Source organism: Flavobacterium tegetincola DSM 22377 (assembly GCF_000425485.1).
Taxonomy (GTDB): domain Bacteria; phylum Bacteroidota; class Bacteroidia; order Flavobacteriales; family Flavobacteriaceae; genus Flavobacterium; species Flavobacterium tegetincola.
Genome location: NZ_AUDN01000021.1, coordinates 112,608 through 137,334, shown reverse-complemented (window position 1 = coordinate 137,334; position 24,727 = coordinate 112,608). Strand labels below are relative to the sequence as shown.

Here is a 24,727-nt window from a genome sequence, read left to right as displayed (position 1 = left end):
ATTAATTTCTAGCAGTTTTTTTAGTTGATTTTGGACCAACGCTTGACATTGCGCATCGGAAACCGATATAATCAGTAGACATGTCTTGTGGGAAATATCTTCTTTGTGCTGGATCCAACCAGTAAGCTCTGTCTCTCCAAGAACCACCTTTGAACACACGAACATCATTATTAATCAATGTTGTTCTTTTATTAGAGGTATCGTATCTTCTTACCATGTTATCTAAACTATCTACAGATACATTATGAACAGGTGAGTCGTACATTCTTTTCTTATCTTTTGAAGGATCAGTTTCTTCTTCTGAACCAAAATCAAAATAACGAGTAGATTGACGGTCTCCATCTCTGTAGTCACGGTTGTCACTAGTAGAGAAGTTTTGTCTCAAATAGGTTTCTTTCTCATCAATTGGCACTTGCGCTATTTGACCAGGGAAATTTCTAGCTACAATTTTACCGTTAGCTAACGTGTCGTAAGCAATAGTTGCTGTAGTTACTAGTTCAACAGTTCCATCTTCACCAATTTTGTTTTTGGTGTAAATATTACCTCTATAGTAATTGAAATCATTCGCTTCATCATCAACCATTGGACGGTAAACATCCGCAACCCATTCTGAAACGTTTCCAGCCATATCATATAATCCAAAGTCATTTGGAGGATACGATTTTACTACGTTCGTAATATCAGCGCCGTCATCAGACCATCCTGCAATTCCACCGTAATCTCCTTTACCTTGTTTAAAGTTGGCCAATTGATCTCCTTTAACTTTTCTCTTACCACTTCTCGTGTAAGAACCTGCCCAAGGATATTTCTTTTGTCCTTGGTATAAGTTGTATTCTCTATTTCCAACATTGGAAGCTGCTGCATATTCCCATTCAGCTTCAGTAGGTAATCTGTATTCTGGACTAATTATTCCAGAACTTCTTGTTGCATAAACGTTTGTAGCTTCTTTTGCTACACCATCAGAACCAGCTTTACCAGCTTTAGCTCTTCCGTTTTTACCTTTAAGAACAATCTCTTCGTTTCCACCAAATGCTTTTGCAGGCGTATTGATATACGTTTCGGTGCTAAATGTACTTTCAGCTGAAATATCGTTGATTTTTGCATCCCTTTTCAAGTAGCCTTCCTTCTCTAAATTAGCTTCATTGACACGGTCTGTTCTCCACTTTGCAAATTCACTTGCTTGAATCCAATTAACTCCTACTACAGGATAGTAAGCATAAGCTGGATGTCTCAAGTAATTATTGGTGTAGATTTCAGCATATCCTAATCGGTTTCTCCAAACTAATGTATCTGGAAGAACTCCGTCATAGATGTTTTTATAATTTTCCTCAGTAGGAGGGAAAACTGTTTTTGTCCAATAAAGGTACTCTGCATACATTGCATTAGTTACCTCTGTTTCGTCCATGTAAAAGGATTGAACGTGTTGTTGAGATGGAGTATTGTTCCAATCATGCATCACATCATCTTGCACTTTACCCATCGTAAATGTTCCGCCTTCTACTAACACGGTACCAGGAGCAGCTTGCTGCTTCTTGTAGTTCGTATTAAATTGGAAACCCCCTTTTTTATCGTTGATTTTCCACCCTGTAGCAGATGAGGCATTTTTTGAGCTGGAATTCTTGCTACAACTAGAAAAACCAACAACTACTGCTAATGATAACATCAGCTTAACCGTCATAATTTTGTTTACTTTCATACTTTGAGTAGGTAATAAATTTCGTGGCGCAATATAACAATTGTCATTTAATTTGCAACAACTTTTTATAAATAATAACAAAAAACCATTTAAATGTTTTCTGTTTAGAATTAGAACGTAAAATTAATTGAAATATTATTCATTTGGACAATCTAAAACAATTAATTTTACGATTCTATAATAAATTTGTACCCGTAGCGTTTTTAAATACAATGAAAAAAATCTTTTTTTTACTCCTATTTGTTTCAATCTTCGCAAATGCCCAGGTTAACGGAGCATTTGTAATTGATTGGAAAGAGTCTTCTACTTACGCAGTAGGGGAATATAAGTATGTTTTGCCGCAATTCAATCCAGAAAATTACTTCTTTAATGAGGTCAATAGGACGCTTGAATTTCGAGTTAATATTCCGACTTCGGGACCAATAAATGAATCCTCTTTGCGGATTTTTAATGTAGTTTACGAAAATATCAATTCGTTAGGTGATGTAGATCCTGCTAAAATGCAAAGTTCTCTAGTGTCAAAAGTTGCAAATGTTAATGCACGATATGATTCCTTCGCTCAAATTTCTTTTGCACCTATCTTAAAGACTGCATCGGGTTATCAAAGAGTAAAGTCTTTTGAATACAATTTAGAAGGAGGGAATTTACCAAATTTGGCTGGAAGAGGAGGTTTCACCGGAATTTCTAATTCAGTGCTGTCAAATGGCGATTGGTATCGCTTCTATGTCGAAAAATCAGGCGCTTATAAAATATCAAAATCATTTTTGCAGCAAATAGGTTTTAATGTAAATAGCGTAAATCCGCGAAGCATTAAGATATATGGTAATGGAGGAAGGATGATTCCTTTGAGTAATGCGGTGGATTATCCTGCAGATTTAGAAGAAAATGCTATTCAAATTATAGGAGAAGAAGATGGTAGTTTTGATGATGCAGATTATATTTTATTTTACGCCGAAGGAATGGACAACTGGAGTGAGGAAAATTTTACACACTTAAACTTATACGATACTAAATCCTATTATTACATTACCGCTCAAGGTGGATTGGGAAAAAGAATGGAAGTGATGCCTGATATTATTTCAAGTTCAACAACGATTACTACCTATGATTCGTTTGACTTTTACGAAAGAGATTTGACCAACATTGTGCGTTTGGGCAGAAGATGGTTCGGCGATGCTTTTAATTTTAACAATGAGCAGACTTTTAACTTTAGTATGCCTAATTTCAGCACAACGGCTCCGTTAGAAATTCAAGTAATTGCGGCTGCAGCTTCGCTAAGTAATTCTTCGATGAGTGTTAAAATCAATGCCGCAGATTCTGGAATGCTGAATTTTGCGGGATTAGGAACTGCAGCTGATGAAGGTTTTGCATTGGATAGTAAGAATTTTTCAGCTCCTGCTGCAGCAAATATTGCGGTTAAGCTCAATTATAATAACAGCGGAGTTCCTAGCGCTAAAGCATATTTGGACTTTATAACCATAAAAGGGAAGGCGAATTTGTCAGGTTTTGGAAAGCAATATCGTTTTCAGTACAATGATGCGGCAACAATAATTGGTTTTGGAACTTACCAATTTTCAACTTCAGCATCAATTGCCCAAGTTTGGGATATTACAGATATATATAATGTAAGAAAAGTAACCAATGATAACGCAAGTAATTTTTCATTTACAGCTGAATTGGGAGAGGTTCGAAAATACATTGCCGTGGATTCTCAGGATTATTTTACTCCAAAGAGGGATTCAAATGCAAAAGTTGTAAACCAAAATATAAAAGGCACGATTTTTAAAAATGCGCAAGGTCAATTTCAAGATATTGATTATTTAATTGTTACCCCTAAATTTTTAAATAGTGCTGCAGAAAAGTTGGCAGCGTTCCACCGTTCTAATTCTGGAATGAACGTAAAGGTGGTTCATTTGGAAAATATTTATACTGAATTTTGTTCGGGCAAACAAGATATTGGCGCTATTCGGAATTTTGTAAAGTACGTGTATCAAAATGCCTCTATACCCGAAAACCGAGTAAAGTACCTCAATCTCTTTGGTGCAGCGTCCTTTGATTTTAAAGATAGAATTCCTAATAATACCAATGTAGTACCCATTTTTCAAGCTTTGGAAAGTAGAAGTGCTGGACCTGCTTCTTTCTGTTCGGACGATTTTTTCGGACTGATGGATCTTAATGAAGGTGTCAATTCAAATGGAAGCGGACTGGACATTGCTGTAGGTAGAATCATTGCATCTGATGCTAAAGAAGCAGATGATATGGTCAATAAAATTATTGATTACCACGATTTAAAATCCTACGGAAGTTGGCGAAATAATTTGATTTTCATCGGTGATGATCCAAGTGCGGAAAAAGATGGCGACAAGCAGTTGCAGTATTTTCAAAATAAACTGGGAGATGAAATTGGCACACAGAAGCCATTTTTGAATGTCAACAAAATTCTTTTAGATTCTTACATACAAGAAGTTGCTGGAGGTGGCGCACGATATCCAAAAGCGAGAACGGATATGTTTGATGCTTTTGAAAAAGGAGCTCTCGTTTTTAATTATCTAGGACACGGTGGCGAAGACGGTCTGGCAGACGAACGAATTTGGGAAAAAGCAGATGGAGAAAATTTGAGAAATCAATATAAGTATCCTTTATTTATAACAATAACGTGCGACTTTTCCCGTTTTGACAATCCGTACAAACAGACGGGTGGCGAAATTACTTACCTCAATCCGCAAGGTGGAGCTATTTCAATGATTACTACGGTTAGGTCCATTGGTCAAGGTGAAGCGCAAGTGTTTAATCCTGTTTTAGCAAAATATTTGTTTTCTTACGATGGAAGTGCTTATGTGTCAATAGCGGAAGCTTTACGATTGGCAAAAAACCAAATGAACAGTAATGTCGTAGTTTATATTGGAGATCCGGCATTGTTTCTAGCAATTGCAAAGCCGAAAGTTATTTTGACAAAAGTGAACGACATGCCAATTACTGGAGCTTTTGATGATTTTAAATCTTTAGGAGTGATGAAAGTGACGGGACAAGTGGTAGATCAAAATAACATTCCGCTTAACGGTTATAATGGTGCCTTGGCTGTGACGGTTTTTGATAAAAATATTTCTAGAAATACCTTGAGAAACGATGGAGTAGAGGCTATGGTTAATGACAATCCATTTACAACCGCTCAAACAATGCCTTTTGTTTCATTAGGAGAAACCATTTTTAGAGGAAATGCAAACGTGACAAATGGTAATTTCGAATTTAATTTTGTCGTGCCGCGTGATATCCGCGTGCCTCTTGGAAATGGACGAATGAGTTTTTATGCCAAAAAGACGAATGCACTTTTGGATCAAACGGGAATCAATACCGATATAAAGGTAGGTGGAATTAATGAAAATGCCGTGGCAGATACAACGCCGCCAACCGTTAAGTTGTACATGAACGATGAATCGTTTGTTTCTGGTGGTATTACAAATGAGTCGCCTATTTTATTGGCTATTTTGGAAGACGAAAATGGAATGAATACGGCAAGTGGAATTGGTCACGACATGATTGCTATTTTGGATGGAGACGAAAGTAATCCGTATTTAGTGACGGATTATTATGAAACTGATTTAGATAATTATAAAAGAGGCCGTGTGAAGTTTCCGTTTAGAAATCTTGAAAAAGGATTGCATACGTTAACTTTTAAAGCTTGGGACGTATATAATAATCCGATTTCAACAGAAATTCAGTTTCTAGTGGTGGGAGATGAATCCTTAACTTTGACAAACGTGTTGAATTATCCAAACCCTTTTGTGAGTTATACTCAATTTTGGTTCACGCACAATAGACCTTTTGAGCCGTTAGAAGTTCAAGTGCAAGTAATGACGGTAACGGGCAAAGTAGTTTGGACTAAAAATCAACTCATTACTACCGAAGGGTTTTTGTCCAGAGAAATTACATGGGATGGTCGAGATGATTTTGGAGACAAAATTGGAAAAGGAGTTTACGTTTATAAGTTGACCGTTAAGTCTACGTTGACAAATAAAAAGACAGAAAAGTTCGAGAAACTTGTTATACTTTAATAATATATTATATTTGTTTAATTATTTTTTTAAAAATGCAGCATGAATAAAAGTTTAATAGTAGTCATTAGTTTGTTTTTTATACAGCAATCTTGGTCTCAAGAATACAGTAAGGTAGTAGGTGTAGGAGTTCCTTTCCTATTGATTGCAGCAGATGCAAGATCGGCAGGTATGGCAGATCAAGGTGTGGCCACTTCCACAGATGCTTACTCACAACAGTATAACCCCGCTAAATACGCGTTTTCGTTAGACAAGCAAGGTTTTTCGGTTAGTTATACGCCGTATTTAATTAATTTGGTCAATGATATTTCACTGGGTCAGGCTACGTATTTCAATAGAATTAATGAACGAAGTGCTTTTGCCGGAAGTATCCGATTTTTTGGATTAGGAAACATAGACTTACGTCAAACGGATGATCCTGATGAAGTAGTAAATACAGTTAATCCTAATGAATTTGCTTTAGACGGATCTTACGCGCTAAAATTAAGCGATCGCTTCTCGATGGCAGTTGCCGGAAGGTACATTCGTTCGTCGTTGCAAATTGCGAGCGATGTGGGAGATGCAAAACCAGCCAGTACTTTTGCTGTAGATTTAGCGGGTTTCTACCAATCAGAAGAAATAGCATACGATAATTTCAACGGACGTTGGAGAGCGGGTTTTAATATTCAAAATGTGGGTCCAAAGATCAGTTATGATAATGATGATTTGAGTACTAATTTTATTCCAGCTAATTTAAGAGTTGGTACAGGATTTGACTTCATACTTGATGATTATAATAAAGTATCTTTGAATTTAGAGGTAACTAAATTATTAGTTCCTACACCTCAAAATCCAGATCTTGATGGCGATGGTGTAATTACTTCTGAAGAACGAACGCAAGCAAATGACGATTACAGAAGAATTGGATGGGCTCCAGGAATTTTTAAATCATTTGGCGATGCACCAGGAGGTTTTTCAGAGGAATTACAAGAGTTGACCTACTCAGTTGGAACAGAGTATTTATACCAAGATTCCTTTGCACTTCGTGCAGGATATTTCCATGAAAACCCAGAAAAAGGGGCGCGACAGTTCTTTTCTTTAGGAGCGGGATTTAAATACAATGTGGTTAAAATTGATGTGTCCTATTTGTTCTCTGCTTCAAAAGTTAGAAGTCCGTTAGAAAACACACTACGTTTTTCATTATCATTTAATTTTGGCGACAAATACGACGAGTATTAATCGTTTTCTATAACTCATTTTAAATCCAAATTCTTGATTGAATTTGGATTTTTTTTCCAATAAATTCCCCAGTTAAATTTAGAAGCTGCTATGAAAAATATTACTATAACTACCAACTTTTTGGTTTTTGATGCCCAAACTGAATTGCCTTCCGAAGCGCAAATTCTTATGGATAAGGCCATCGCTATTCGTAAAACGGCTTATGCTCCTTATTCAAAATTCCGCGTGGGTTGTGCTATCTTACTTGATAATAATGAGGTAGTTTTGGGTTCCAATCAAGAAAATGCAGCTTACCCATCAGGACTTTGTGCAGAACGTGTTGCTATTTTTCAAGCAGGCGCTTTATTTCCTGAAGCTAAAATTTTAAAAATGGCCATTTCTGCCACTGCAGATGAAAAACCAGTTGTAGAGCCCATTCCTCCATGCGGTTCATGCAGGCAATCGATTGCGGAATATGAGATCAGGCAGGAAGCACCTATTGAAATCTTTTTTATGGGTGAAAGCGGTCCAGTGTATCAGTCCGATTCATTGCGAAACTTGTTGCCATTCATGTTTGATAAAAAGTTCTTGTAAATAAAACCAAAAAGACTACATTAAATTTTACTTCTTACTTGGAATGTCTTATTTTTGCGTTCGATTACTACAAGACGATATAAGTGTGAGTAAACTATAACGAAGTAGTTGAGATAAATCACGTCAACAATAAGCAAAAGTAAAATTCAAATGAAAGAAATTACAAAAGAAGTTTATTTAAAATGGTATGAAGACATGCTGTTTTGGAGAAAGTTTGAGGATAAATTGGCTGCACTTTACATCCAGCAAAAAGTTAGAGGATTTCTTCACTTATATAACGGTCAAGAAGCAGTCTTAGCAGGTGCTTTGCATGCTATGGAATTGGGTAAAGATAAAATGATCACTGCATATAGAAACCACGTTCAGCCAATCGGAATGGGTGTAGATCCAAGAGCCGTAATGGCAGAATTGATGGGGAAAAAGACAGGAACTTCCAAAGGAATGGGTGGTTCTATGCATATTTTTTCTAAAGAAAAAGGGTTTTTTGGCGGTCACGGAATCGTAGGAGCTCAAATTCCTGTAGGTGCTGGAATGGCCTTTGCAGATAAATATTTTGGAAGAGACGGTGTAACTTTAACCTATTTTGGTGATGGAGCAGCACGTCAAGGTTCATTACATGAAGCTTTTAATATGGCCATGTTGTGGAAATTACCTGTTGTTTTTATCGTTGAAAATAACGGATATGCAATGGGTACTTCAGTAGAACGAACTGCTAACCATACCGATATTTGGAAACTAGGTTTAGGATATGAAATGCCTTGTGGACCAGTAGACGGAATGAATCCTGTAAAAGTAGCCGAAGCAATGTCTGAAGCTATTGACAGAGCACGTAGAGGCGACGGACCTACATTTTTAGAAATGAAAACATACCGTTACAGAGGACACTCGATGTCTGATGCGCAACTATACCGTACGAAAGATGAAGTAGAAGAGTACAAAAAAATCGATCCTATTACACAAGTTTTAGACGTGATTAAAGAAAACAACTACGCAACTGAAGCGGAAATTGAAGCGATGGACGAACGTGTAAAAGAATTGGTCGAAGAATGTGTAACTTTTGCAGAGGAATCTGATTTTCCAGATGCCAGTCAATTGTATGATGTGGTTTACGAACAAAAAGATTATCCTTTCATCCCTCATAAATTATAATCAATATGGCAACAGTAATAACAATGCCTCGCTTAAGCGATACAATGACAGAAGGAACTGTGGCTACTTGGCTTAAAAAAGTGGGCGATAAAATTAGCGAAGGAGATATTTTAGCCGAAATTGAAACCGATAAAGCAACCATGGAATTTGAGTCATTCAATTCAGGAACTTTATTGTACATTGGAATTCCAGAAGGAGATACCGCTCCCGTGGATGCTCTTTTAGCAATTATTGGAAAAGAAGGCGAAGATGTTTCGGAATTAATCAAAGGAAAATCCGAGTCTCAAGATAAAGCAGATGATACTAAGGAGTCAGAAGTTAAAACTGAAGATGCAAAATCGGAGGTAAAATCTACTGAAGCTAAATCATCTGAATTACCAAAAGGGGTTGTTGTAGTAACAATGCCTCGTTTGAGTGATACAATGACAGACGGAACTGTGGCAACTTGGTTGAAAAAAGTAGGCGACAAAATCAGCGAAGGTGATATTTTAGCTGAAATTGAGACAGATAAAGCAACGATGGAATTTGAGTCTTTCAATGCAGGAACATTATTGCACATTGGTATTCAAGAAGGAGAAACTGCTCCTGTGGATAGTCTTTTAGCAATCATCGGACCTGAAGGAACGGACGTTTCCAGTGTAACTGGAAATTTTTCTAACGAAGGTTCAAAGTCAGCGGATACTAAGGAAGAAGATTCAAAAGAAGAAATTTCTGAAAATAAAGAAACTGCAGGTGCAACTCCGGTTGCTTCAAATAATACTTCAGGTCGAATTTTTGCTTCTCCTTTGGCTAAAAAAATTGCTGAGGAAAAAGGTATTAATTTAAATGACGTTAAAGGTTCAGGGGAAAATGGGCGTATCGTAAAAAGCGATGTAGAACAATTTGCTCCAGCTAAAAAAGAGGAAAAAGCAGCAACTGCTTCAGAATCTAGTGCGGCTTCAGCTCCAGCTCAGTCGCAACCTCAAGCAGCAACTCCAAAAATGGTAGTTCCTGCAGGAGAAGTAGCGATAGAGGAAGTTAAGAACTCGCAAATGCGTAAGATAATCGCAAAACGTCTGTCTGAATCAAAATTTACAGCACCTCATTATTACTTGAAAATTGAAGTAACTATGGATGATGCAATGCAGTCAAGAAGCGTAATTAATGCATTGCCTGATACTAAAGTATCGTTTAATGATTTAGTGATTAAAGCTTCGGCAATGGCGTTGAAAAAACATCCAAAAGTAAATTCGCAATGGAAAGACGAAGCAACTATCATCAATCACCACGTGAATATTGGTGTTGCGGTAGCTGTGGAAGACGGATTGGTAGTGCCTGTACTTAAATTTACTGATTTGATGTCATTGACTCAAATTGGTGGAAGTGTAAAAGATTTGGCTGGAAGAGCTAAAAATAAAAAACTACAACCTGCCGAAATGGAAGGAAGTACATTTACAGTTTCTAATTTGGGTATGTTTGGAATTACCGAATTTACTTCGATTATCAACCAACCGAATTCAGCAATTTTATCTGTTGGAGCGATTGTAGAAAAACCGATTGTTAAAAATGGACAAATTGTTGTAGGAAATACAATGATGCTAACGTTGGCATGCGACCACAGAACAGTTGATGGTGCTACAGGAGCTCAGTTCTTACAAACACTAAAACAATACATGGAAAATCCAGTTACAATGCTTGCATAAGCACTCCGCTGATTTTTACTATATAAATCCCGTCTCGTTTATACCACGAGACGGGATTTTTGTTTATTTTAGCAATCAAATTTCTAATTATGAGGTATATTTATTTTTTATTCGTTGTTGTTTTTTTAGGTTGTAAATCTACTCCCGTATCAGAAACGGCTCCTAGTAGCACAAGTGTAAATAGTGCAATTGATAGCAAAACAGTATCGTATAAAGTGGAAGAGTCCAGCGTGGCTAAGACGTTGAAAACACTTTCTGCAGATGATATGCAAGGTAGGGAATCAGGAACGGAAGGGCTTAACAAAGCGGCAGATTACCTGGCTGATTTATTGAAACAGTACAACGTTAAGCCCTATTTTAAAAATTATCGTGATACATTAACTAATTTTCAAGGCACTACATTTAATATTGTAGGTGTAATTGAAGGTAACGATCCCGTTTTAAAAAAGGAGTATGTGATTTTAGGAGCCCATTATGATCATATTGGAGTTTCACAAAAAGGAGTTGATGGTGATTTTATTAATAATGGTGCAAATGACGATGCTTCTGGCGTAACTGCTGTTGCGGAATTAGCGAAGTATTATGGAGCAAATAAAACAAACAAACGGAGCATTATAATTGCATTCTTTGCCGCTGAAGAAACAGGTTTATTGGGATCATTCCACCTTTCGGCTAAATTGAAAAAGAGCACTATTAATTTATACAGCATGTTGAACTTTGAAATGATTGGCGTTCCTATGGAAGCAGACTATTCTGCTTATATTACTGGTTTCAGTAAATCCAATATGGCTGCGAAGATCAATGAATATGCGGGAAAAAAATTAGTGGGTTATTTACCAATGGAATTTCAATACCAACTGTTCATGCGTTCGGATAACTTTCCGTTTTTTAAAGAGTTTAACGTGCCGTGCCAAACCGTGTCGACTTTTGATTTTAAAAACTTTGACTATTATCATCACGTAAAAGACGAATTTGCTCAAATGGATGTTCCACACATGACGCGTTTTATTCAGGATGTTTTGCCAGTTGTAGAACAAATGACCAATTCAGAGGCCAAGGAGATTCTGCTGAAGTAGATTTTCTGCAAGTGCAAAAGATAGAAGAACAAATAGATTAAAAAATATAGTGTATAGACGTAGATTATTAGAATGTTCTAAAATCTAAAAGAATAAAAGAAGCCGAAAGAATGTTTTCTAGCCCCGATTGGAGGGAACATCCTTTTTTAATGCTGTTGGCTGTAGCCAATGGCACTAAAAAAGAGGTGGAAGGAAAGCGGGAATAGGGTTAAAAGAAAGAGCGCTGATGTGCTTCTAAATTAAATTACAAAATGAAAAATATTATTATTACCGGAACGAGTAGAGGAATTGGAAATGAATTGGCGTTGAAATTTGCCAACGAAGGACACGATGTTTTGGCAATTTCCAGAAAAATAGATACAGTTTTAGCACAACACGAAAATGTAACGTGTCTTTCTGTAGATTTATCTAAAGAAGAGGAATTGCAAAAAATCACTAGTTTTTTAAGCGCTACTTGGAGCCAAGTCGACGTTATTATTAATAATGCAGGTGCAATTATCAACAAGCCTTTTGCAGCAACGAGTGTGGAGGATTTTAGAAAAATATATGAAGTAAATGTTTTCGGGATTGTGTCGCTTACGCAAATTGCCTTGCCTTATTTGAAAAAAGGAAGTCATGTGGTAACGATTAGTTCTATGGGAGGTATTCAAGGAAGTATGAAATTTGCTGGACTTTCGGCCTACAGTTCTAGTAAAGGTGCGGTAATTACGCTGGCCGAATTACTATCTGAAGAATACAAAGAGCAAGGAATTTCGTTCAATGTTTTAGCGTTGGGTTCGGTGCAGACAGAAATGTTGGCAGAGGCATTTCCGGGTTATCAAGCACCGTTATCTGCTTCAGAAATGGCAGATTACATTATGGACTTTTCGTTAACAGGAAATAAATTCTTTAACGGGAAAGTGCTGCAAGTATCCAGTTCAACGCCGTAATTTGAAATGAGATTTTCAATTGCTCGAACGCATCGGATAATTGAAAACCATGAATAGTTTTACATTATTTTAAGTCTAACGTAGTATTTTCAAACCGTGAACATGGAGAACGTTTTGAAATGTACTAAAGAGATTTTCGAGAATCAAAAATGAATGAAACCCTATCAAAATATATTCCTGAGCATTCCGTAAAGCCAATTTTTGAGTTGATTGTGTCCAATCAAGTGCACTTAAAAATTGTACACGAACGTGTAACTCGACATGGTGATTACCGCCGTGGACCTTCGGGCAATCATGAAATCACAGTCAATTCCAATCTGAATCAATACAAATTTCTGATTACGCTAGTTCATGAAATTGCACATTTGGTGGCTTTTGAAAATTTTGGACGCGGTATCAAACCCCACGGTCAGGAGTGGAAATACAGTTTTCAGCGATTAATGATCCCTTTTATTCGACCGGAGATTTTTCCAAAACAATTGTTGCCACTTTTGGCACGACATTTTAAAAATCCAACAGCAAGTAGTGATACCGATGCAAAATTAGCTTTGGCATTGAAATATTTTGATAAACCAAACGACAATCATTTTGTTTTTAGTCTTCCCGTGGGGAGTATTTTTAGGATTCACAATGGAAAAGTTTTTAAAAAAGGGATTGTGCGCGTCAAGCGATATGAATGTACGGAAGTAAGTTCAGGAAGGGTTTTTTTATTCAACCCTAATGCAGAGGTGGAGTTGCTGAAACCCTCGTAAATACGAGACAAATTTGAGTAAGAATACTTATATTTGCTTAGTTAGAAATACAGCGTCCTTGATCAAGGATTTTAATTTTAAAATTTGAAAATGAATAGCAATTATTATGCAATAATTATGGCTGGTGGCGTTGGTTCGCGGTTTTGGCCGGTTAGTACGGTTGAATTTCCAAAGCAATTTCACGATATGTTGGGCTGCGGCATTACGCTTCTGCAAAAAACATTTTCAAGGTTGGAACAATTAATTCCTGCTGAAAATATTCTGATTTTGACCAATGAAAAATATAATGATTTGGTTTTGGAACAATTACCGATGGTAAACTCCAACCAAATTTTGCTGGAACCTGCCATGCGAAATACAGCACCTTGTATTTTATATGCCACTTTAAAAATTCAGAAATTAAATCCTGATGCAGTTGTAGTTGTGGCACCAAGCGATCATTGGATTGAAGACGAAGCGGCATTTATTGAAGATTTACAAACCGCTTTTGATTTTTGTGAGAAGGAAGATGCTTTAATGACGTTGGGTATTAAACCTACATTTCCGAACACTGGTTTTGGTTATATTGAATTTGATAAAGAAGATATCGATCAAGTTAAAAAGGTAAAACAGTTTCGCGAAAAACCAGATTATGAAACGGCTAAAAAGTTTCTAGCAAGTGGAAATTTCTTATGGAACGGAGGAATCTTTATTTGGAGCATCCGCTCCGTTTTGAAGGCATTTGAAAATTTTCAGCCGCAACTTCTTGCTTTGTTTTCAGAAGGAATTCCGACGTATAATACGGAATTTGAAAATGAATTTATCACTAATAATTATGCACTAGCCGAAAATATTTCCATTGATTACGCTGTGATGGAAGATGCAGACAACGTTTATGTTTTACCCGCCCGTTTTGATTGGAATGATTTGGGAACTTGGGGTTCATTGCATGAAAAATTACCTAAAGACGCTCAAAAAAATGCGGTAGTAAATTCTAAAGTAATTTTAGAAAACGCTTCCAATAACATCATCAGAAGCGATACGGGAAAGTTGATCATTGTAGACGGATTACACGATTACATCATTGTAGATCACAACGACGTTTTACTAATTTACCCAAAAGCAAAAGAACAAGAAATAAAATTACTGATAACTCAGGTAAATGATGTAAGTTAGCACTGCCTACAGATGTAACGTAAACAAACGAATATGCAGAAAACTACACAATCAAAAGTTTCAAGTAAATGCTTTTTTTTATTTTTTCTGCTCTTTAGTTTGCTTGCTCAAGCAAAATTAAGCGACTTTTCACTTTCCGTTTCAAAAACCAATGAAACCTGCGAATCGAATGGTTCGTTGACTTTTTCGGTGCAAAATACAACGCTTGGTGCCGCAATAACGTATTCCATTTATCTTTTACCCAATGTCGTAAACCCTATAAATGTTACTACACAAGGTGGATATTCAGGATTAAATTCGGGGACGTATTTGGTTGTTGCTACTCAAAATTTTTCTGGTCAAAGCAATTCTCAACAGCAAACTGTTACAATTCTTGATCAAGTCGTTCCTTTGGAATATCAATTGGAAGGTGAAAATGCGGTGTGCATTAACAATGGGACCATCAGCGTTATTGTTACACAAGGTCAAGCTATTAATTATGAAATCATTGCGGGTCCAATAGTAAAACCGCTGCAAATTTCAAATGTTTTTACAGAATTGTCAGCGGGTGTATATTTGATACGCGTGTTTGATACCTGCGGAAATGGTGTAGTGCAAACTTATACATTGTTCGAATCTCCAAGTTCAATCTCTATTTCACCAATCAATACAGTTACAGTAGTGGATTGTGAACACGCTATAATCAATCAAACGCTTACAGCTGGAACTGGCGTTATCTTTTATCCGCTTACTATAAATTATACCATAACACTTCCCAATGGCCAGACGGAAGTGATTTCTCAAACTTTAAGTAGTGGTAACGATAATTTTATTGCAATAAATCAAACTATTCCAATCACTATTGGTGAAACGGTATCGTATAGTTTGACCATTTTAGACGGTTGCAGCAATACGTTCAACGGGTCGGGTATGCTTTCAGTTCCTGTATCGGTGCCCAATTTATTCACCATTGCAAACGGTTGTGGTATCAATAATTATAAGGTCCAAAATGCCGCAGCAGTGGTTGTTATTGCAGCTCCAGCCACTTTTCCAAATGCGTTGCCGTTTAATGTGGCTACGTCTGGCAATAATGAATATCCGCTGACCAATTATCTGCCGGGTCAATATGAATTGCAAGTAACAAGCTTATGTGGTGTGGTCAGTACGCTAACTTTTACAGTTGATGCAGCAACAGTTAGTGCTCCTTTTGTCGCCGTCCGACTAGGTTGTGAAAACGGAATGGGATCTCTAAAAATCTTGAGCTCCGTGAATATTGCTTCAGCAGAACTACTTCAAGCACCTACAGCTGCTGGGTTTTCCTTACCAATGGATGTGTCTGACTTATTATTTGGCAGCCCGCTTGCTTTAAATATGAGTAATTTACCAGCAGGTTTTTACAGTTTTTCTGTGGTAAATGAATGTGGTACAACATATAATTTAAGTGCAACAATTGAAAGTTATCAGGAAGTTAAAACAGTCAACGTTATTGAAAATTGCGGTTCATTTGATTTATTTTTAAATCACCTGACCACTCCGTTTGTAGCCATGACGTATCACTTGCAAAAATATTTTGCTATCGGAAATTATTGGGGTCATCCCATCACGGGCTTGATCGATGGTACGCTAATTTTGGCAAATAATGCTACACAATTTAATATTGCGAGTTCGGGAAGTTTTAGAATTATCGGTAAGAATTTCATTTATGGAAATGGAGGGCCGTCTGTAAATTGTGTGTTGCCCATTGGTGAATTTAATTTTTATTCTGTTCCTAAAATTAATTCAGTTTACAGTTTTTCTTGTGATGCGAACGGTCTTGATGTTTTTGTAGATGCAGAAGGAATAAACGACTTAACATACAAAATCATTGCCAAAAATGGATTACCGTTCTTTATAGACAATGTTACAAATCCCCTTTTTACAAGCCTTGCCGTCGGAACTTATACTTTTCAAGTGCAAGATGGATGCAATAACATTTTAATTGGCGATTTTGAAGTAGGAGGGAATCAAATCTTTCCTATCTCGGTAGAAAACGCATGTCCCCAACAAAATGCAAGTTTGTCGGTAACTAATTTGCCTTATTTAAATTATCAATGGTGGAAAGGAACGGACTCTACAAATATTTTGAGTACAACAAATGTTTTAAATGTACCGAATTTCAATCCTACAACGGATTCAGGAATGTATCATGTTAGGGTATATTATGCAGGTGCTACAAATTCATGTATTGATGTACAAATGGATTATCTTATTGACAATGCTGATTATCTTTTAAATGCAGGTGAAAATACGATTACGCAATTTTGCGGAAATCAGGAATCAATTGATTTATTCGAATTGCTAGAAGGAGATCCAAACTTAGAGGGAACTTGGACCGACTTATCAAATACGGGATTGTTGACAGATTCAATATGGAATGCTGCATCAGTGGCATCTGGAATTTATACGTTTAAATACAGCGTTAGCGGACTGTGTAATGCTGAGGTTTCGGTGTTGCTACAAATCACAATTACCGCTATTCCAGAAGATATTTCAATTGTAGTGAATTCTTTAATTTGCAATGGAGAAACAATTGAGTTGACCACTGCACTGATTCCCGATGCAGCCTATTTCTGGCAAGGACCAAATGGATTTACCTCGACAGATCAAAATACAGTAATTGAAAATGCAACTACTGTAAACGCCGGAACGTATTATTTAAGAATAAAATTAGGCAGTTGCGAATCGGAACCTGTTTCCTTCAATGTAGAGTTAACGAGTTTTCCTGATTTCATAATCAGTGCATCGTGTGTCAGCGATAATTCTGACTATGAACTTTTTGCTCAACCAGCAGATACAACACTTAATTCTGAAGATTTTAATTATTCTTGGAGCAGCCCAACAGGTAATTTGGGAAGCACAAATCCAATCTCTATTTTAGGAAGGCAATCTGGAATATATACCGTAATTATAACCGATATAGAAGGTTGTTTCATCACCGTGTCTCAAGAAGTTAAAGGTACAGTATGTAAAATCCCCAAGGGAATCTCGCCAAATGGAGATGGGGATAATGACAGTTTTGATTTGTCAGGGTTTAATGTAAAAAAATTAATTGTGTATTCCCGCTATGGTAGGATCGTCTACGAAAAAGAGAATTACACCAATCAGTGGCACGGTCAAGATTTTAAAGACCGAAACTTGCCTGCTGCAACTTATTATTACTATATCGAAACCGCTTCGGGGGAAGAGCTCGTAGGTTGGGTTTTTGTAATTCGATCGTGATCTTATTTTAAATCCTTTAAATAAGCTTCACGTACTTTCTTAAACAAATTGGAAGAATACACAAATTCCACAACAGCTTCATTTTCGGTAGTAAACATTTCATCTTTATTGCCTTGCCACGCTTTTACACCGTTTTTTAGGAACAAAATGTTATCGCCAATTTCCATAACGGAGTTCATGTCGTGCGTATTAATTACCGTTGTAATGTTGTATTCCTCGGTAATTTCCTTAATCAAATTGTCTATAAGCGTAGAAGTATTTGGATCCAGCCCTGAATTGGGTTCGTCGCAAAACAAATATTGCGGCTTGTTAACAATTGCTCTTGCAATGGCCACCCGTTTCTGCATTCCACCGGAAATTTCAGAAGGCAATTTATGATGCGCATCAATTAAGTTGACCCTTTTTAGTACAAAATCTACACGGTCATTGATTTCGGATCGGCTGTTGTTGGTAAACATTTTCAATGGAAAAGCCACATTTTGGGCTACAGTCATGGAATCAAACAAGGCACTGCCTTGAAAAACCATTCCTATTTCGGTACGCAAAGCACTTTTCTCATCACGTGAAAAAGTAGTGTAATTTCGGCCGTCAAATTCAATTGTTCCAGCGTCTGGCGTGTGAATACCTAAAAGTGTTTTTAATAAAACCGTTTTCCCAGAACCACTTTGACCAATGATCAAGTTGGTTTTTCCCGTTTCAAAGACAGACGAAATACCTTTCAGTACCTTATTTTCACCAAAGGATTTCTCTATGTTTTTTATTTCTATCATTAGGTCAAAAGTAATTGCGTGATGATATAATTTACTAAAATGATGGTAACCGAAGTCCACACAAAAGCTACGGTACTTGCTTTGCCCACTTCAAGCGCGCCACCCTTCATATAAAATCCATGAAAGGAAGGAATAGTAGCTAAAAGTAAAGCAAACAAAAAGGTTTTTATGAAGGCATAAGCAATGTGAAACGGTACAAATTCGTTCTGCAAACCAGCAATAAAATTCTCACTACTCGTAAAACCGCCGTAAACACCGGCCATCCATCCGCCTAACATTCCTAAAAACATAGCAATTCCAATTACAAATGGATACAATAAAAGTGCCATCAGTTTAGGAAAAACTAGATAATTTACCGCATTTACACCCATGACTTCGAGCGCGTCAATCTGTTCAGTGACCCGCATTGTTCCAATACTGGACGTGATAAAAGAACCCATTTTTCCCGCCATTACAATTGAAATAAATGTGGGTGCAAATTCCAAAAGCACAGATTGCCGAGTGGCGAAACCTATTAAAGTTTTTGGAATCAAAGGGTTGGTAAGGTTTAATGCCGTCTGAATGGCAACAACACCTCCAACAAAAAATGAAATAAAGGCAACAATTCCGAGTGAACCAATGATCAAATCGTCAATTTCTTTAATTAACAATCCTTTCATTACCTTCCACTTGGTTGGCTTTCTAAAAATATCTTTCCACATCAGGAAATACCTCCCAATTTGCGACAAATAGCGAACTAACATCATAACTCTAAATATAGGCTAATTTATAAAGAACTTCCGACTTATGGGTAATGAAATTAGAGTTATTTTTTGCGTGATTAAACGGGTTCACAATATCGGTCTTTTCCCTTTTTGATATAAATTAGTTTGCATCAGTATTTGGCATAATTAAATTTTCTTTCAATAGGAATGATTCCGTAGCAAGATCGATATCTGTATTGACGGCGTTTTCTTTAAGGATGATTCTAAAATTGTACTTAATGTAGGGATCAATAATAATCATATTTTGTTGCCTCAACGTATCCGTGACGTTCAAAGATGGATAAAGTACCGGAAGTTTAATCCCTTCAGTAATTATGCTGTCATTAGTCATGTTAAAATTCGATGAAAAACTTTCAAAATAAGGAACATGCTGCCATTCTACCTTTATATTTTCATCATCATAAATCTTTGGACTTGTATCGGGAAATTGTAAGCCGTAAACCACAAATCCCAAAGCCATAGCATTGTAAGTTCCGTGAATGATCATAGAGCGAACCAGCCCATAATTAATGGTAACCCAAATTAAAAGAAAGCCTATACTGATCTGAAATAAAACGATAAATCCTCGATCAAAAGACGCAAAATCCTCTATTTTATAATGAACCAAACCAAAAAGAACGGCGTTTGAAATGCAAACTAGTTTGAAAAGGAATGGCGAATTTGTTTTTTTATACAATACAAACACTATTATAAAGAATACAAATGCCACTACCGCATAATAATTTTCATAAGACATAAGCACAAAACCCGCCATCAATAGCAGGCAAATTATAATGTAAATTTTACTTCTTATAAATGCTGCTCGAAAAGCCAATTCTTCAAAAATAGGAGCCAAGAAAATCCCAGTAACCAATAAAAGTTCGAGCGGAATGGATTCTTTGGAACGGGAATTAGCACTCAATTCTGAAGTGTCAAAGATAAAAAACCCGAAAATCCCTGCTATAAAAAGTACTAGGAATACTGTAAATAGCCATCGCTCTTTTTTAATTTCAATACCTGACGCACTCATAGCTATTTGTTTTTTAGAATGACGAATATACTGAAAAGCAAGGTGAACCCGGTTCTGAAATTTAATTTTCATTTGATAGTTCTTGGAAAGCTTTCTTCATCATGAAATATAAATTTTATAGATCATAACTTATAATTTTCGGAGCACATCGCTTTGGCAATTTCAGAAACCGTATTCCTGCCATCCTCCCAAATCTCCCGATGAAAAATCGGGAGGATTTTCCTTCCTGTCAGGGCTAGCACAACCGCTTTTGGCCCTCTTTTAACTTCCGGCCTGAAGCTACAAAACTTTATTGAATGGTGTCGTACTTTAAACGCTACGATCCATAAATCAACTTGGGATTTTATGACCACTATTTCCACATAATTGCGTAAATTTGCAAGCAATGAAAATCACCGAGCAAATTAAACAGCCCATTTTAGAGGAAATGGAACTTTTTGAAACAAAGTTCCACGAATCCATGACTTCAAAAGTGGCCTTGCTCAACCGAATTACCTATTATATTGTCAACCGAAAAGGGAAACAAATGCGTCCGATGTTTGTTTTCTTAACGGCCAAAATGATTTCAGGCGGAAGCGTAAACGACCGAACGTATCGTGGTGCTTCTGTAATCGAATTAATTCACACCGCTACTTTAGTGCATGATGATGTGGTGGACGACAGTAACAGGCGTCGCGGTTTCTTTTCAGTCAATGCACTTTGGAAAAATAAAATTGCCGTTCTTGTAGGCGATTATTTACTTTCAAAAGGACTTTTGCTTTCCATAGACAATGGCGATTTTGATTTACTAAAAATCATCTCCGTTGCCGTCAGAGAAATGAGTGAAGGTGAGTTATTACAAATTGAAAAAGCCCGCCGTCTCGACATTACCGAGGATATTTACTACGAAATCATCCGACAAAAAACAGCCACACTTATCGCCGCTTGTTGTGCTCTTGGGGCAAAATCAGTCAGCGAAGACCTTGAACAAGTGGAAAAAATGCGCAAATTTGGCGAACTCATCGGAATGGCTTTTCAAATTAAAGATGATTTATTTGACTACACGGATGAGGCAATCGGCAAGCCTACAGGTATTGATATTAAGGAACAAAAAATGACTTTGCCGTTGATTTACGTTTTGAATCACTGTACGTCTCAAGAAAAAAAATGGGTCATCAATTCCATTAAAAATCACAATAAAGACAAAAAACGCGTCAAAGAAGTCATCGCTTTCGTTAAAAACAACAACGGTTTAACGTATGCCGAAGATAAAATGATTGCTTTTCAAACCGAAGCTTTAGCCTTATTAAATACATTTCCAACTTCAGAATATAAAGAAGCATTAATCTTGATGGTGAATTATGTAATTGAACGAAAGAAGTAATTTTTTAGTTTCAATTCAAAAAACACGTTAACTCCGCTTCGTCTGCATTTCTTACATAATACTACTGCAATGCTTAAAGCTGTGTTTATTGCTGAAATTGCTGATAAATAGTTAATAAGAAGCGATTATTAAATCTACATAATTAGCTATTTGCAAGATTGTCAAATGTATTTTAGTCATGCATCCATTTATTCTGTAATTTAGTCTTTACTTATATAAAATCATCATCATGAAAATCATTCTACTATCCATCCTATTTGTCGGTTTTTCTGTAAATGCTCAAAAAGTTGACGAAGTGTACTTCAATCAATTAAAAGAAATTGAACATACTAATTTGGTAGTAACGTATTCTAGAAGTATTTCCAAAATGGGAAATGTTGGCGAAGACAAATTAGTCTTCATCAACACAGAATCAAATAGTACGAAGGAAATAGCTTTTGAGTCGGGGTTAAATATTTCAAATGTGACTGCAAAATTTGACACCAAATCAAGTATGAAATATCAAAACGCTAATTTCATTTTAGTAGAGACGGACTCCAAAGCTGAAAAGACTTATAATAAAATGAGCAATACAATCCGCCAATTGTATTTGATAAAGTTAAATACGTTTGAGACAGTAAAACTTTCCAGTGCCAACTTTTCATTGGTGAATTGGGTGATTAATGAAAAGACAGAAACTTTAGTAATCATTGAATCGGAAATTGGAACTAGAAATTCTTCAGTACAAAAAATTGTAACCATTCCATTAAAAACAGGTCTAGCAGAACAAGTTTATAAAATAAATTAAGCTTCATGCAACCTTTTTAAAATCAATCTCGTCTATAATAATAGAAATCATTTGTACTTATTTCGTTTTCGAAGAATCCTAAACTTAATTTGTACATCGCAAATCAAAAAATGAAAGTAATTCGCTTACATCAAGAAGAACAGGAGATAATCCAACTGGCAGTCGATAAGAATCGGCATGCTCAGCAGCAGATTTATTCGAAGTTCGCTCCGAAGATGTTAAGTGTTTGCCGACAATACATCAAAGATATTCACCAAGCCGAAGATGTAATGATTACCGCTTTTATGAAAGTCTTTGTTAATCTCAAAAATTTTGAAAGCAAAGGAAGCTTTGAGGGATGGATTCGCAGGATAATGATCAATGAAAGTATTTCTTTTATTCGGGCACAAAAGAAAGTCAGCTTTCTGGAAGATGAATATTATAAGGAAGAAGGGTTTAATAATATTGAAAGTAATTTTTCTGTAGAGGATATTCAGTCTTTGATTGACAATTTGCCGGAAGGCTACAAAATGATTTTCAATCTTTACGCAATCGAAGGTTACAAATACAAGGAAATTGCCGAAATGTTAGGAATAAATGAAGGAACGTCGAAATCGCAATTGTCGCATGCCAGAAAAATGTTGCAAGAGTTGATTAACAAAATGAAGAAGTATCAAAATGGAACAGAATAATATAGAAAATCAGTTTAGAGACAAACTCAACAGCAGAGAAATCAAGCCGTCCGAAAATTCTTGGGACCGGTTGGATGCCATGCTAACCGTTGTCGAGAAACCTAAAAAAAACTATCGTTGGATGTTTTTTGCAGCAAGTTTTTTGGGATTTATTATAATAGCAACCGTTTTTCTTAATCAAACCGAAGAAGTGATTGACTCGGAACACCAGAAAGTAGTTTTGCAAGATGTAATTATCGAAAACAATGAAAATGATCTGGAAAAAGAAAATAATTTAGAAAATTTAATAGAAAAGCCAGTAGAACAAAATGCTACAGCGATTGTTTCAATACGTGAAAAAGCTGTGGTTAAGCAAACGGACAAAGAGGCTTTAAAAGTGAAATCAAACCCACTTGTAAAAAAAGAAAAACCAGTACAAATTGCTTTAAGTTCAGAAAATGAAATAATTAAAAAACCAATCAACAGTCAGAAAACGGAAGTTAAAGTGGACGCAAACTCTTTGTTGGCTTCTGTGGAAAACAATCACTCTTCAAAATCAAAAAACGATCCCGTTGCACTATCCGTGAATACTGCTCAACTGCTCTCACAAGTTGACGGCGAACTGGAACTTTCCTTTCGTGAAAAAGTCATCAAATCAGTGAATAAAACGTATAAGGAAGTCAAAATTGCTGTAACTAAAAGAAATTTAGAATAAACAATCATTAATCAAATAAACAATCAATCATGAAAAATTTTACAATTTATCTAGTAGTCTCCTTGTGCCTTTTTTTGGCAAAAGTCCAAGCCCAAGACTCATTTGACATGCGTGTCAGAGCAATTGCCAACAAAATTGAAATGGCAACAAAAGAAGAAAAAGCGGCCTTGAAAAAGGATGTAGAAGAGGTGAATGTACAGCTTGAAAATCGCAGTATTTCAATTGCAGAAGCGGATGAAAAAAAGAAAGTTTTGGCAGAAGTAAGAGCAAAAAACATTGAAAATCGAGTTGCAATTTATCAAAAAGAATTAAATGAATTAGTGCAATTAAAAGTAAATGGAACTATTGCCGATAACGATACTCTAAAAACCAAAGGTGGATTTAAAATCATTTGGGATCCAAAATTCAGTACAAAGAAAGACACTTTAAGTCAGAAAAAAGGCGAAGCCCGAACCACTTCGCAATTTGTCTTTGCTACAGGAATAAATAATTTGGTTACAGATGGAGCAGTTGCCAATTCAGATTTTCGTTATATGGGTTCACATTTTTACGAATGGGGTGTAACCTGGAACACTCGAATTGCAAAAGAAAACAACCTCTTGCACTTTAAATATGGAGTTTCCGTGATGTATAACAATCTTCGCGCTACGGATAATCGCTATTTTGTGGATAACGGAACAACTACAGATTTAGAAGTAAATCCAGTCAACATGAAAGATTCCCGTTTTCGAAATGTAAATTTAGTGGTACCCATGCATTTAGAATTTGATTTTTCCGGTAAAACGGTAAAAGACGGTAAAACATCCTTTAGAACGCATGAAAGTGTACGTTTTGGAATTGGAGGATTTGCTGGTGTTAACCTGAAATCGAAACAAATTATAAAGTATGACATTGATGGATATAAATCCCGAGAAGTAACCAAAGGAGACTTCAATGCCAATGATTTCGTTTATGGTGTAAGCACTTACATTGGTTATAAATCTACGAGTTTGTACTTAAAATACGATTTGAGTCCGCTGTTTGAAGACAATGCCATCGATCAGAACAACATTTCTTTAGGGATTCGTTTTGATTTGCTTTAAAAATTTGTGTTAGTTACTCATTATTTTTAAAAACGTTTCTTTTCGGAGAAGCGTTTTTTTGTTTTATA

General features: G+C 36.3%; 19 protein-coding genes. 15 read left to right on the top strand and 4 right to left on the bottom strand.

Annotated elements, in window-relative coordinates; genetic code table 11:
* Window position 1: 1 nt before the first annotated feature.
* Entirely contained in the window at window positions 2-1,696 is a 1,695-nt protein-coding gene (gene gldJ / locus H602_RS0105315; protein ID WP_026977090.1) for a gliding motility lipoprotein GldJ, read from the bottom strand.
* Between the two features lie 212 nt (window positions 1,697-1,908).
* Between gldJ and porU the strand changes: the two genes are divergently transcribed.
* The 10 genes from porU to H602_RS0105265 all read left to right on the top strand — a co-directional run bounded on the left by porU (window position 1,909) and on the right by H602_RS0105265 (window position 17,519).
* Window positions 1,909-5,748: a type IX secretion system sortase PorU gene (porU, locus tag H602_RS0105310; protein WP_026977089.1), complete on the top strand. Its 3,840-nt coding sequence runs from the start codon at window positions 1,909-1,911 to the stop codon at window positions 5,746-5,748.
* A 42-nt stretch (window positions 5,749-5,790) separates the two neighbouring features.
* Entirely contained in the window at window positions 5,791-6,966 is a 1,176-nt protein-coding gene (porV, locus tag H602_RS0105305) for a type IX secretion system outer membrane channel protein PorV (protein ID WP_026977088.1), read from the top strand.
* Window positions 6,967-7,056: 90 nt separating this feature from the next.
* Window positions 7,057-7,539 (top strand): cytidine deaminase, encoded by a 483-nt coding sequence (locus H602_RS0105300; protein WP_026977087.1) that lies wholly within the window; start codon window positions 7,057-7,059, stop codon window positions 7,537-7,539.
* A gap of 150 nt (window positions 7,540-7,689) precedes the next feature.
* Entirely contained in the window at window positions 7,690-8,688 is a 999-nt protein-coding gene (pdhA, locus tag H602_RS0105295) for a pyruvate dehydrogenase (acetyl-transferring) E1 component subunit alpha (RefSeq protein ID WP_026977086.1), read from the top strand.
* 5 nt (window positions 8,689-8,693) lie between these two features.
* A complete protein-coding gene (locus H602_RS0105290; RefSeq protein ID WP_026977085.1) occupies window positions 8,694-10,370 on the top strand; it encodes a pyruvate dehydrogenase complex dihydrolipoamide acetyltransferase in 1,677 nt (558 codons plus the stop codon).
* Between the two features lie 89 nt (window positions 10,371-10,459).
* Window positions 10,460-11,446, top strand: coding sequence for a M28 family peptidase (locus tag H602_RS0105285; protein WP_026977084.1), 987 nt, complete (start codon window positions 10,460-10,462; stop codon window positions 11,444-11,446).
* Window positions 11,447-11,697: 251 nt separating this feature from the next.
* Window positions 11,698-12,375: an SDR family NAD(P)-dependent oxidoreductase gene (locus tag H602_RS0105280; RefSeq protein ID WP_026977083.1), complete on the top strand. Its 678-nt coding sequence runs from the start codon at window positions 11,698-11,700 to the stop codon at window positions 12,373-12,375.
* 149 nt (window positions 12,376-12,524) lie between these two features.
* Entirely contained in the window at window positions 12,525-13,127 is a 603-nt protein-coding gene (locus H602_RS0105275; RefSeq protein WP_026977082.1) for a SprT-like domain-containing protein, read from the top strand.
* A 90-nt stretch (window positions 13,128-13,217) separates the two neighbouring features.
* Window positions 13,218-14,282, top strand: a complete 1,065-nt coding sequence (locus H602_RS0105270; RefSeq protein ID WP_035758963.1) for a mannose-1-phosphate guanylyltransferase — start codon at window positions 13,218-13,220, stop codon at window positions 14,280-14,282.
* A gap of 33 nt (window positions 14,283-14,315) precedes the next feature.
* Window positions 14,316-17,519, top strand: a complete 3,204-nt coding sequence (locus H602_RS0105265; protein WP_026977080.1) for a T9SS C-terminal target domain-containing protein — start codon at window positions 14,316-14,318, stop codon at window positions 17,517-17,519.
* Window positions 17,520-17,521: 2 nt separating this feature from the next.
* Here H602_RS0105265 and H602_RS0105260 read toward each other — a convergent pair whose 3' ends face one another.
* The 3 genes from H602_RS0105260 to H602_RS0105250 all read right to left on the bottom strand — a co-directional run bounded on the left by H602_RS0105260 (window position 17,522) and on the right by H602_RS0105250 (window position 20,062).
* Entirely contained in the window at window positions 17,522-18,289 is a 768-nt protein-coding gene (locus H602_RS0105260; RefSeq protein WP_026977079.1) for an ABC transporter ATP-binding protein, read from the bottom strand.
* Window positions 18,289-19,035, bottom strand: a complete 747-nt coding sequence (locus H602_RS0105255) for an MlaE family ABC transporter permease (protein ID WP_035758961.1) — start codon at window positions 19,033-19,035, stop codon at window positions 18,289-18,291. The genes H602_RS0105260 and H602_RS0105255 overlap by 1 nt, the downstream gene beginning before the upstream one ends.
* 118 nt (window positions 19,036-19,153) lie before the next feature.
* On the bottom strand, window positions 19,154-20,062 hold the full coding sequence (locus H602_RS0105250) for a CPBP family glutamic-type intramembrane protease (protein WP_169516021.1): 909 nt from the start codon (window positions 20,060-20,062) through the stop codon (window positions 19,154-19,156).
* A 385-nt stretch (window positions 20,063-20,447) separates the two neighbouring features.
* Here H602_RS0105250 and H602_RS0105240 point away from each other — a divergent pair, with 385 nt between their 5' ends.
* The 5 genes from H602_RS0105240 to H602_RS0105220 all read left to right on the top strand — a co-directional run bounded on the left by H602_RS0105240 (window position 20,448) and on the right by H602_RS0105220 (window position 24,659).
* Entirely contained in the window at window positions 20,448-21,425 is a 978-nt protein-coding gene (locus tag H602_RS0105240) for a polyprenyl synthetase family protein (RefSeq protein ID WP_026977075.1), read from the top strand.
* 229 nt (window positions 21,426-21,654) lie between these two features.
* Window positions 21,655-22,212 carry a hypothetical protein gene (locus H602_RS0105235; RefSeq protein ID WP_026977074.1) on the top strand — a complete coding sequence of 186 codons (558 nt, stop codon included), beginning with the start codon at window positions 21,655-21,657 and terminating at the stop codon, window positions 22,210-22,212.
* A 110-nt stretch (window positions 22,213-22,322) separates the two neighbouring features.
* Window positions 22,323-22,883: an RNA polymerase sigma factor gene (locus H602_RS0105230; RefSeq protein ID WP_026977073.1), complete on the top strand. Its 561-nt coding sequence runs from the start codon at window positions 22,323-22,325 to the stop codon at window positions 22,881-22,883.
* Window positions 22,870-23,577 (top strand): hypothetical protein, encoded by a 708-nt coding sequence (locus tag H602_RS0105225; RefSeq protein WP_026977072.1) that lies wholly within the window; start codon window positions 22,870-22,872, stop codon window positions 23,575-23,577. The genes H602_RS0105230 and H602_RS0105225 overlap by 14 nt, the downstream gene beginning before the upstream one ends.
* A gap of 29 nt (window positions 23,578-23,606) precedes the next feature.
* Window positions 23,607-24,659, top strand: a complete 1,053-nt coding sequence (locus H602_RS0105220; RefSeq protein ID WP_026977071.1) for a hypothetical protein — start codon at window positions 23,607-23,609, stop codon at window positions 24,657-24,659.
* Window positions 24,660-24,727 lie beyond the last annotated feature (68 nt).

What these genes read in the sequence shown, in the direction of transcription:
- gldJ (WP_026977090.1), bottom strand. Translation starts at nt 1,696, where the DNA reads ATGAAAGTAAACAAAATTATGACGGTTAAGCTGATGTTATCATTAGCA.
- porU (WP_026977089.1), top strand. Translation starts at nt 1,909, where the DNA reads ATGAAAAAAATCTTTTTTTTACTCCTATTTGTTTCAATCTTCGCAAAT.
- porV (WP_026977088.1), top strand. Translation starts at nt 5,791, where the DNA reads ATGAATAAAAGTTTAATAGTAGTCATTAGTTTGTTTTTTATACAGCAA.
- H602_RS0105300 (WP_026977087.1), top strand. Translation starts at nt 7,057, where the DNA reads ATGAAAAATATTACTATAACTACCAACTTTTTGGTTTTTGATGCCCAA.
- pdhA (WP_026977086.1), top strand. Translation starts at nt 7,690, where the DNA reads ATGAAAGAAATTACAAAAGAAGTTTATTTAAAATGGTATGAAGACATG.
- H602_RS0105290 (WP_026977085.1), top strand. Translation starts at nt 8,694, where the DNA reads ATGGCAACAGTAATAACAATGCCTCGCTTAAGCGATACAATGACAGAA.
- H602_RS0105285 (WP_026977084.1), top strand. Translation starts at nt 10,460, where the DNA reads ATGAGGTATATTTATTTTTTATTCGTTGTTGTTTTTTTAGGTTGTAAA.
- H602_RS0105280 (WP_026977083.1), top strand. Translation starts at nt 11,698, where the DNA reads ATGAAAAATATTATTATTACCGGAACGAGTAGAGGAATTGGAAATGAA.
- H602_RS0105275 (WP_026977082.1), top strand. Translation starts at nt 12,525, where the DNA reads ATGAATGAAACCCTATCAAAATATATTCCTGAGCATTCCGTAAAGCCA.
- H602_RS0105270 (WP_035758963.1), top strand. Translation starts at nt 13,218, where the DNA reads ATGAATAGCAATTATTATGCAATAATTATGGCTGGTGGCGTTGGTTCG.
- H602_RS0105265 (WP_026977080.1), top strand. Translation starts at nt 14,316, where the DNA reads ATGCAGAAAACTACACAATCAAAAGTTTCAAGTAAATGCTTTTTTTTA.
- H602_RS0105260 (WP_026977079.1), bottom strand. Translation starts at nt 18,289, where the DNA reads ATGATAGAAATAAAAAACATAGAGAAATCCTTTGGTGAAAATAAGGTA.
- H602_RS0105255 (WP_035758961.1), bottom strand. Translation starts at nt 19,035, where the DNA reads ATGATGTTAGTTCGCTATTTGTCGCAAATTGGGAGGTATTTCCTGATG.
- H602_RS0105250 (WP_169516021.1), bottom strand. Translation starts at nt 20,062, where the DNA reads ATGAGTGCGTCAGGTATTGAAATTAAAAAAGAGCGATGGCTATTTACA.
- H602_RS0105240 (WP_026977075.1), top strand. Translation starts at nt 20,448, where the DNA reads ATGAAAATCACCGAGCAAATTAAACAGCCCATTTTAGAGGAAATGGAA.
- H602_RS0105235 (WP_026977074.1), top strand. Translation starts at nt 21,655, where the DNA reads ATGAAAATCATTCTACTATCCATCCTATTTGTCGGTTTTTCTGTAAAT.
- H602_RS0105230 (WP_026977073.1), top strand. Translation starts at nt 22,323, where the DNA reads ATGAAAGTAATTCGCTTACATCAAGAAGAACAGGAGATAATCCAACTG.
- H602_RS0105225 (WP_026977072.1), top strand. Translation starts at nt 22,870, where the DNA reads ATGGAACAGAATAATATAGAAAATCAGTTTAGAGACAAACTCAACAGC.
- H602_RS0105220 (WP_026977071.1), top strand. Translation starts at nt 23,607, where the DNA reads ATGAAAAATTTTACAATTTATCTAGTAGTCTCCTTGTGCCTTTTTTTG.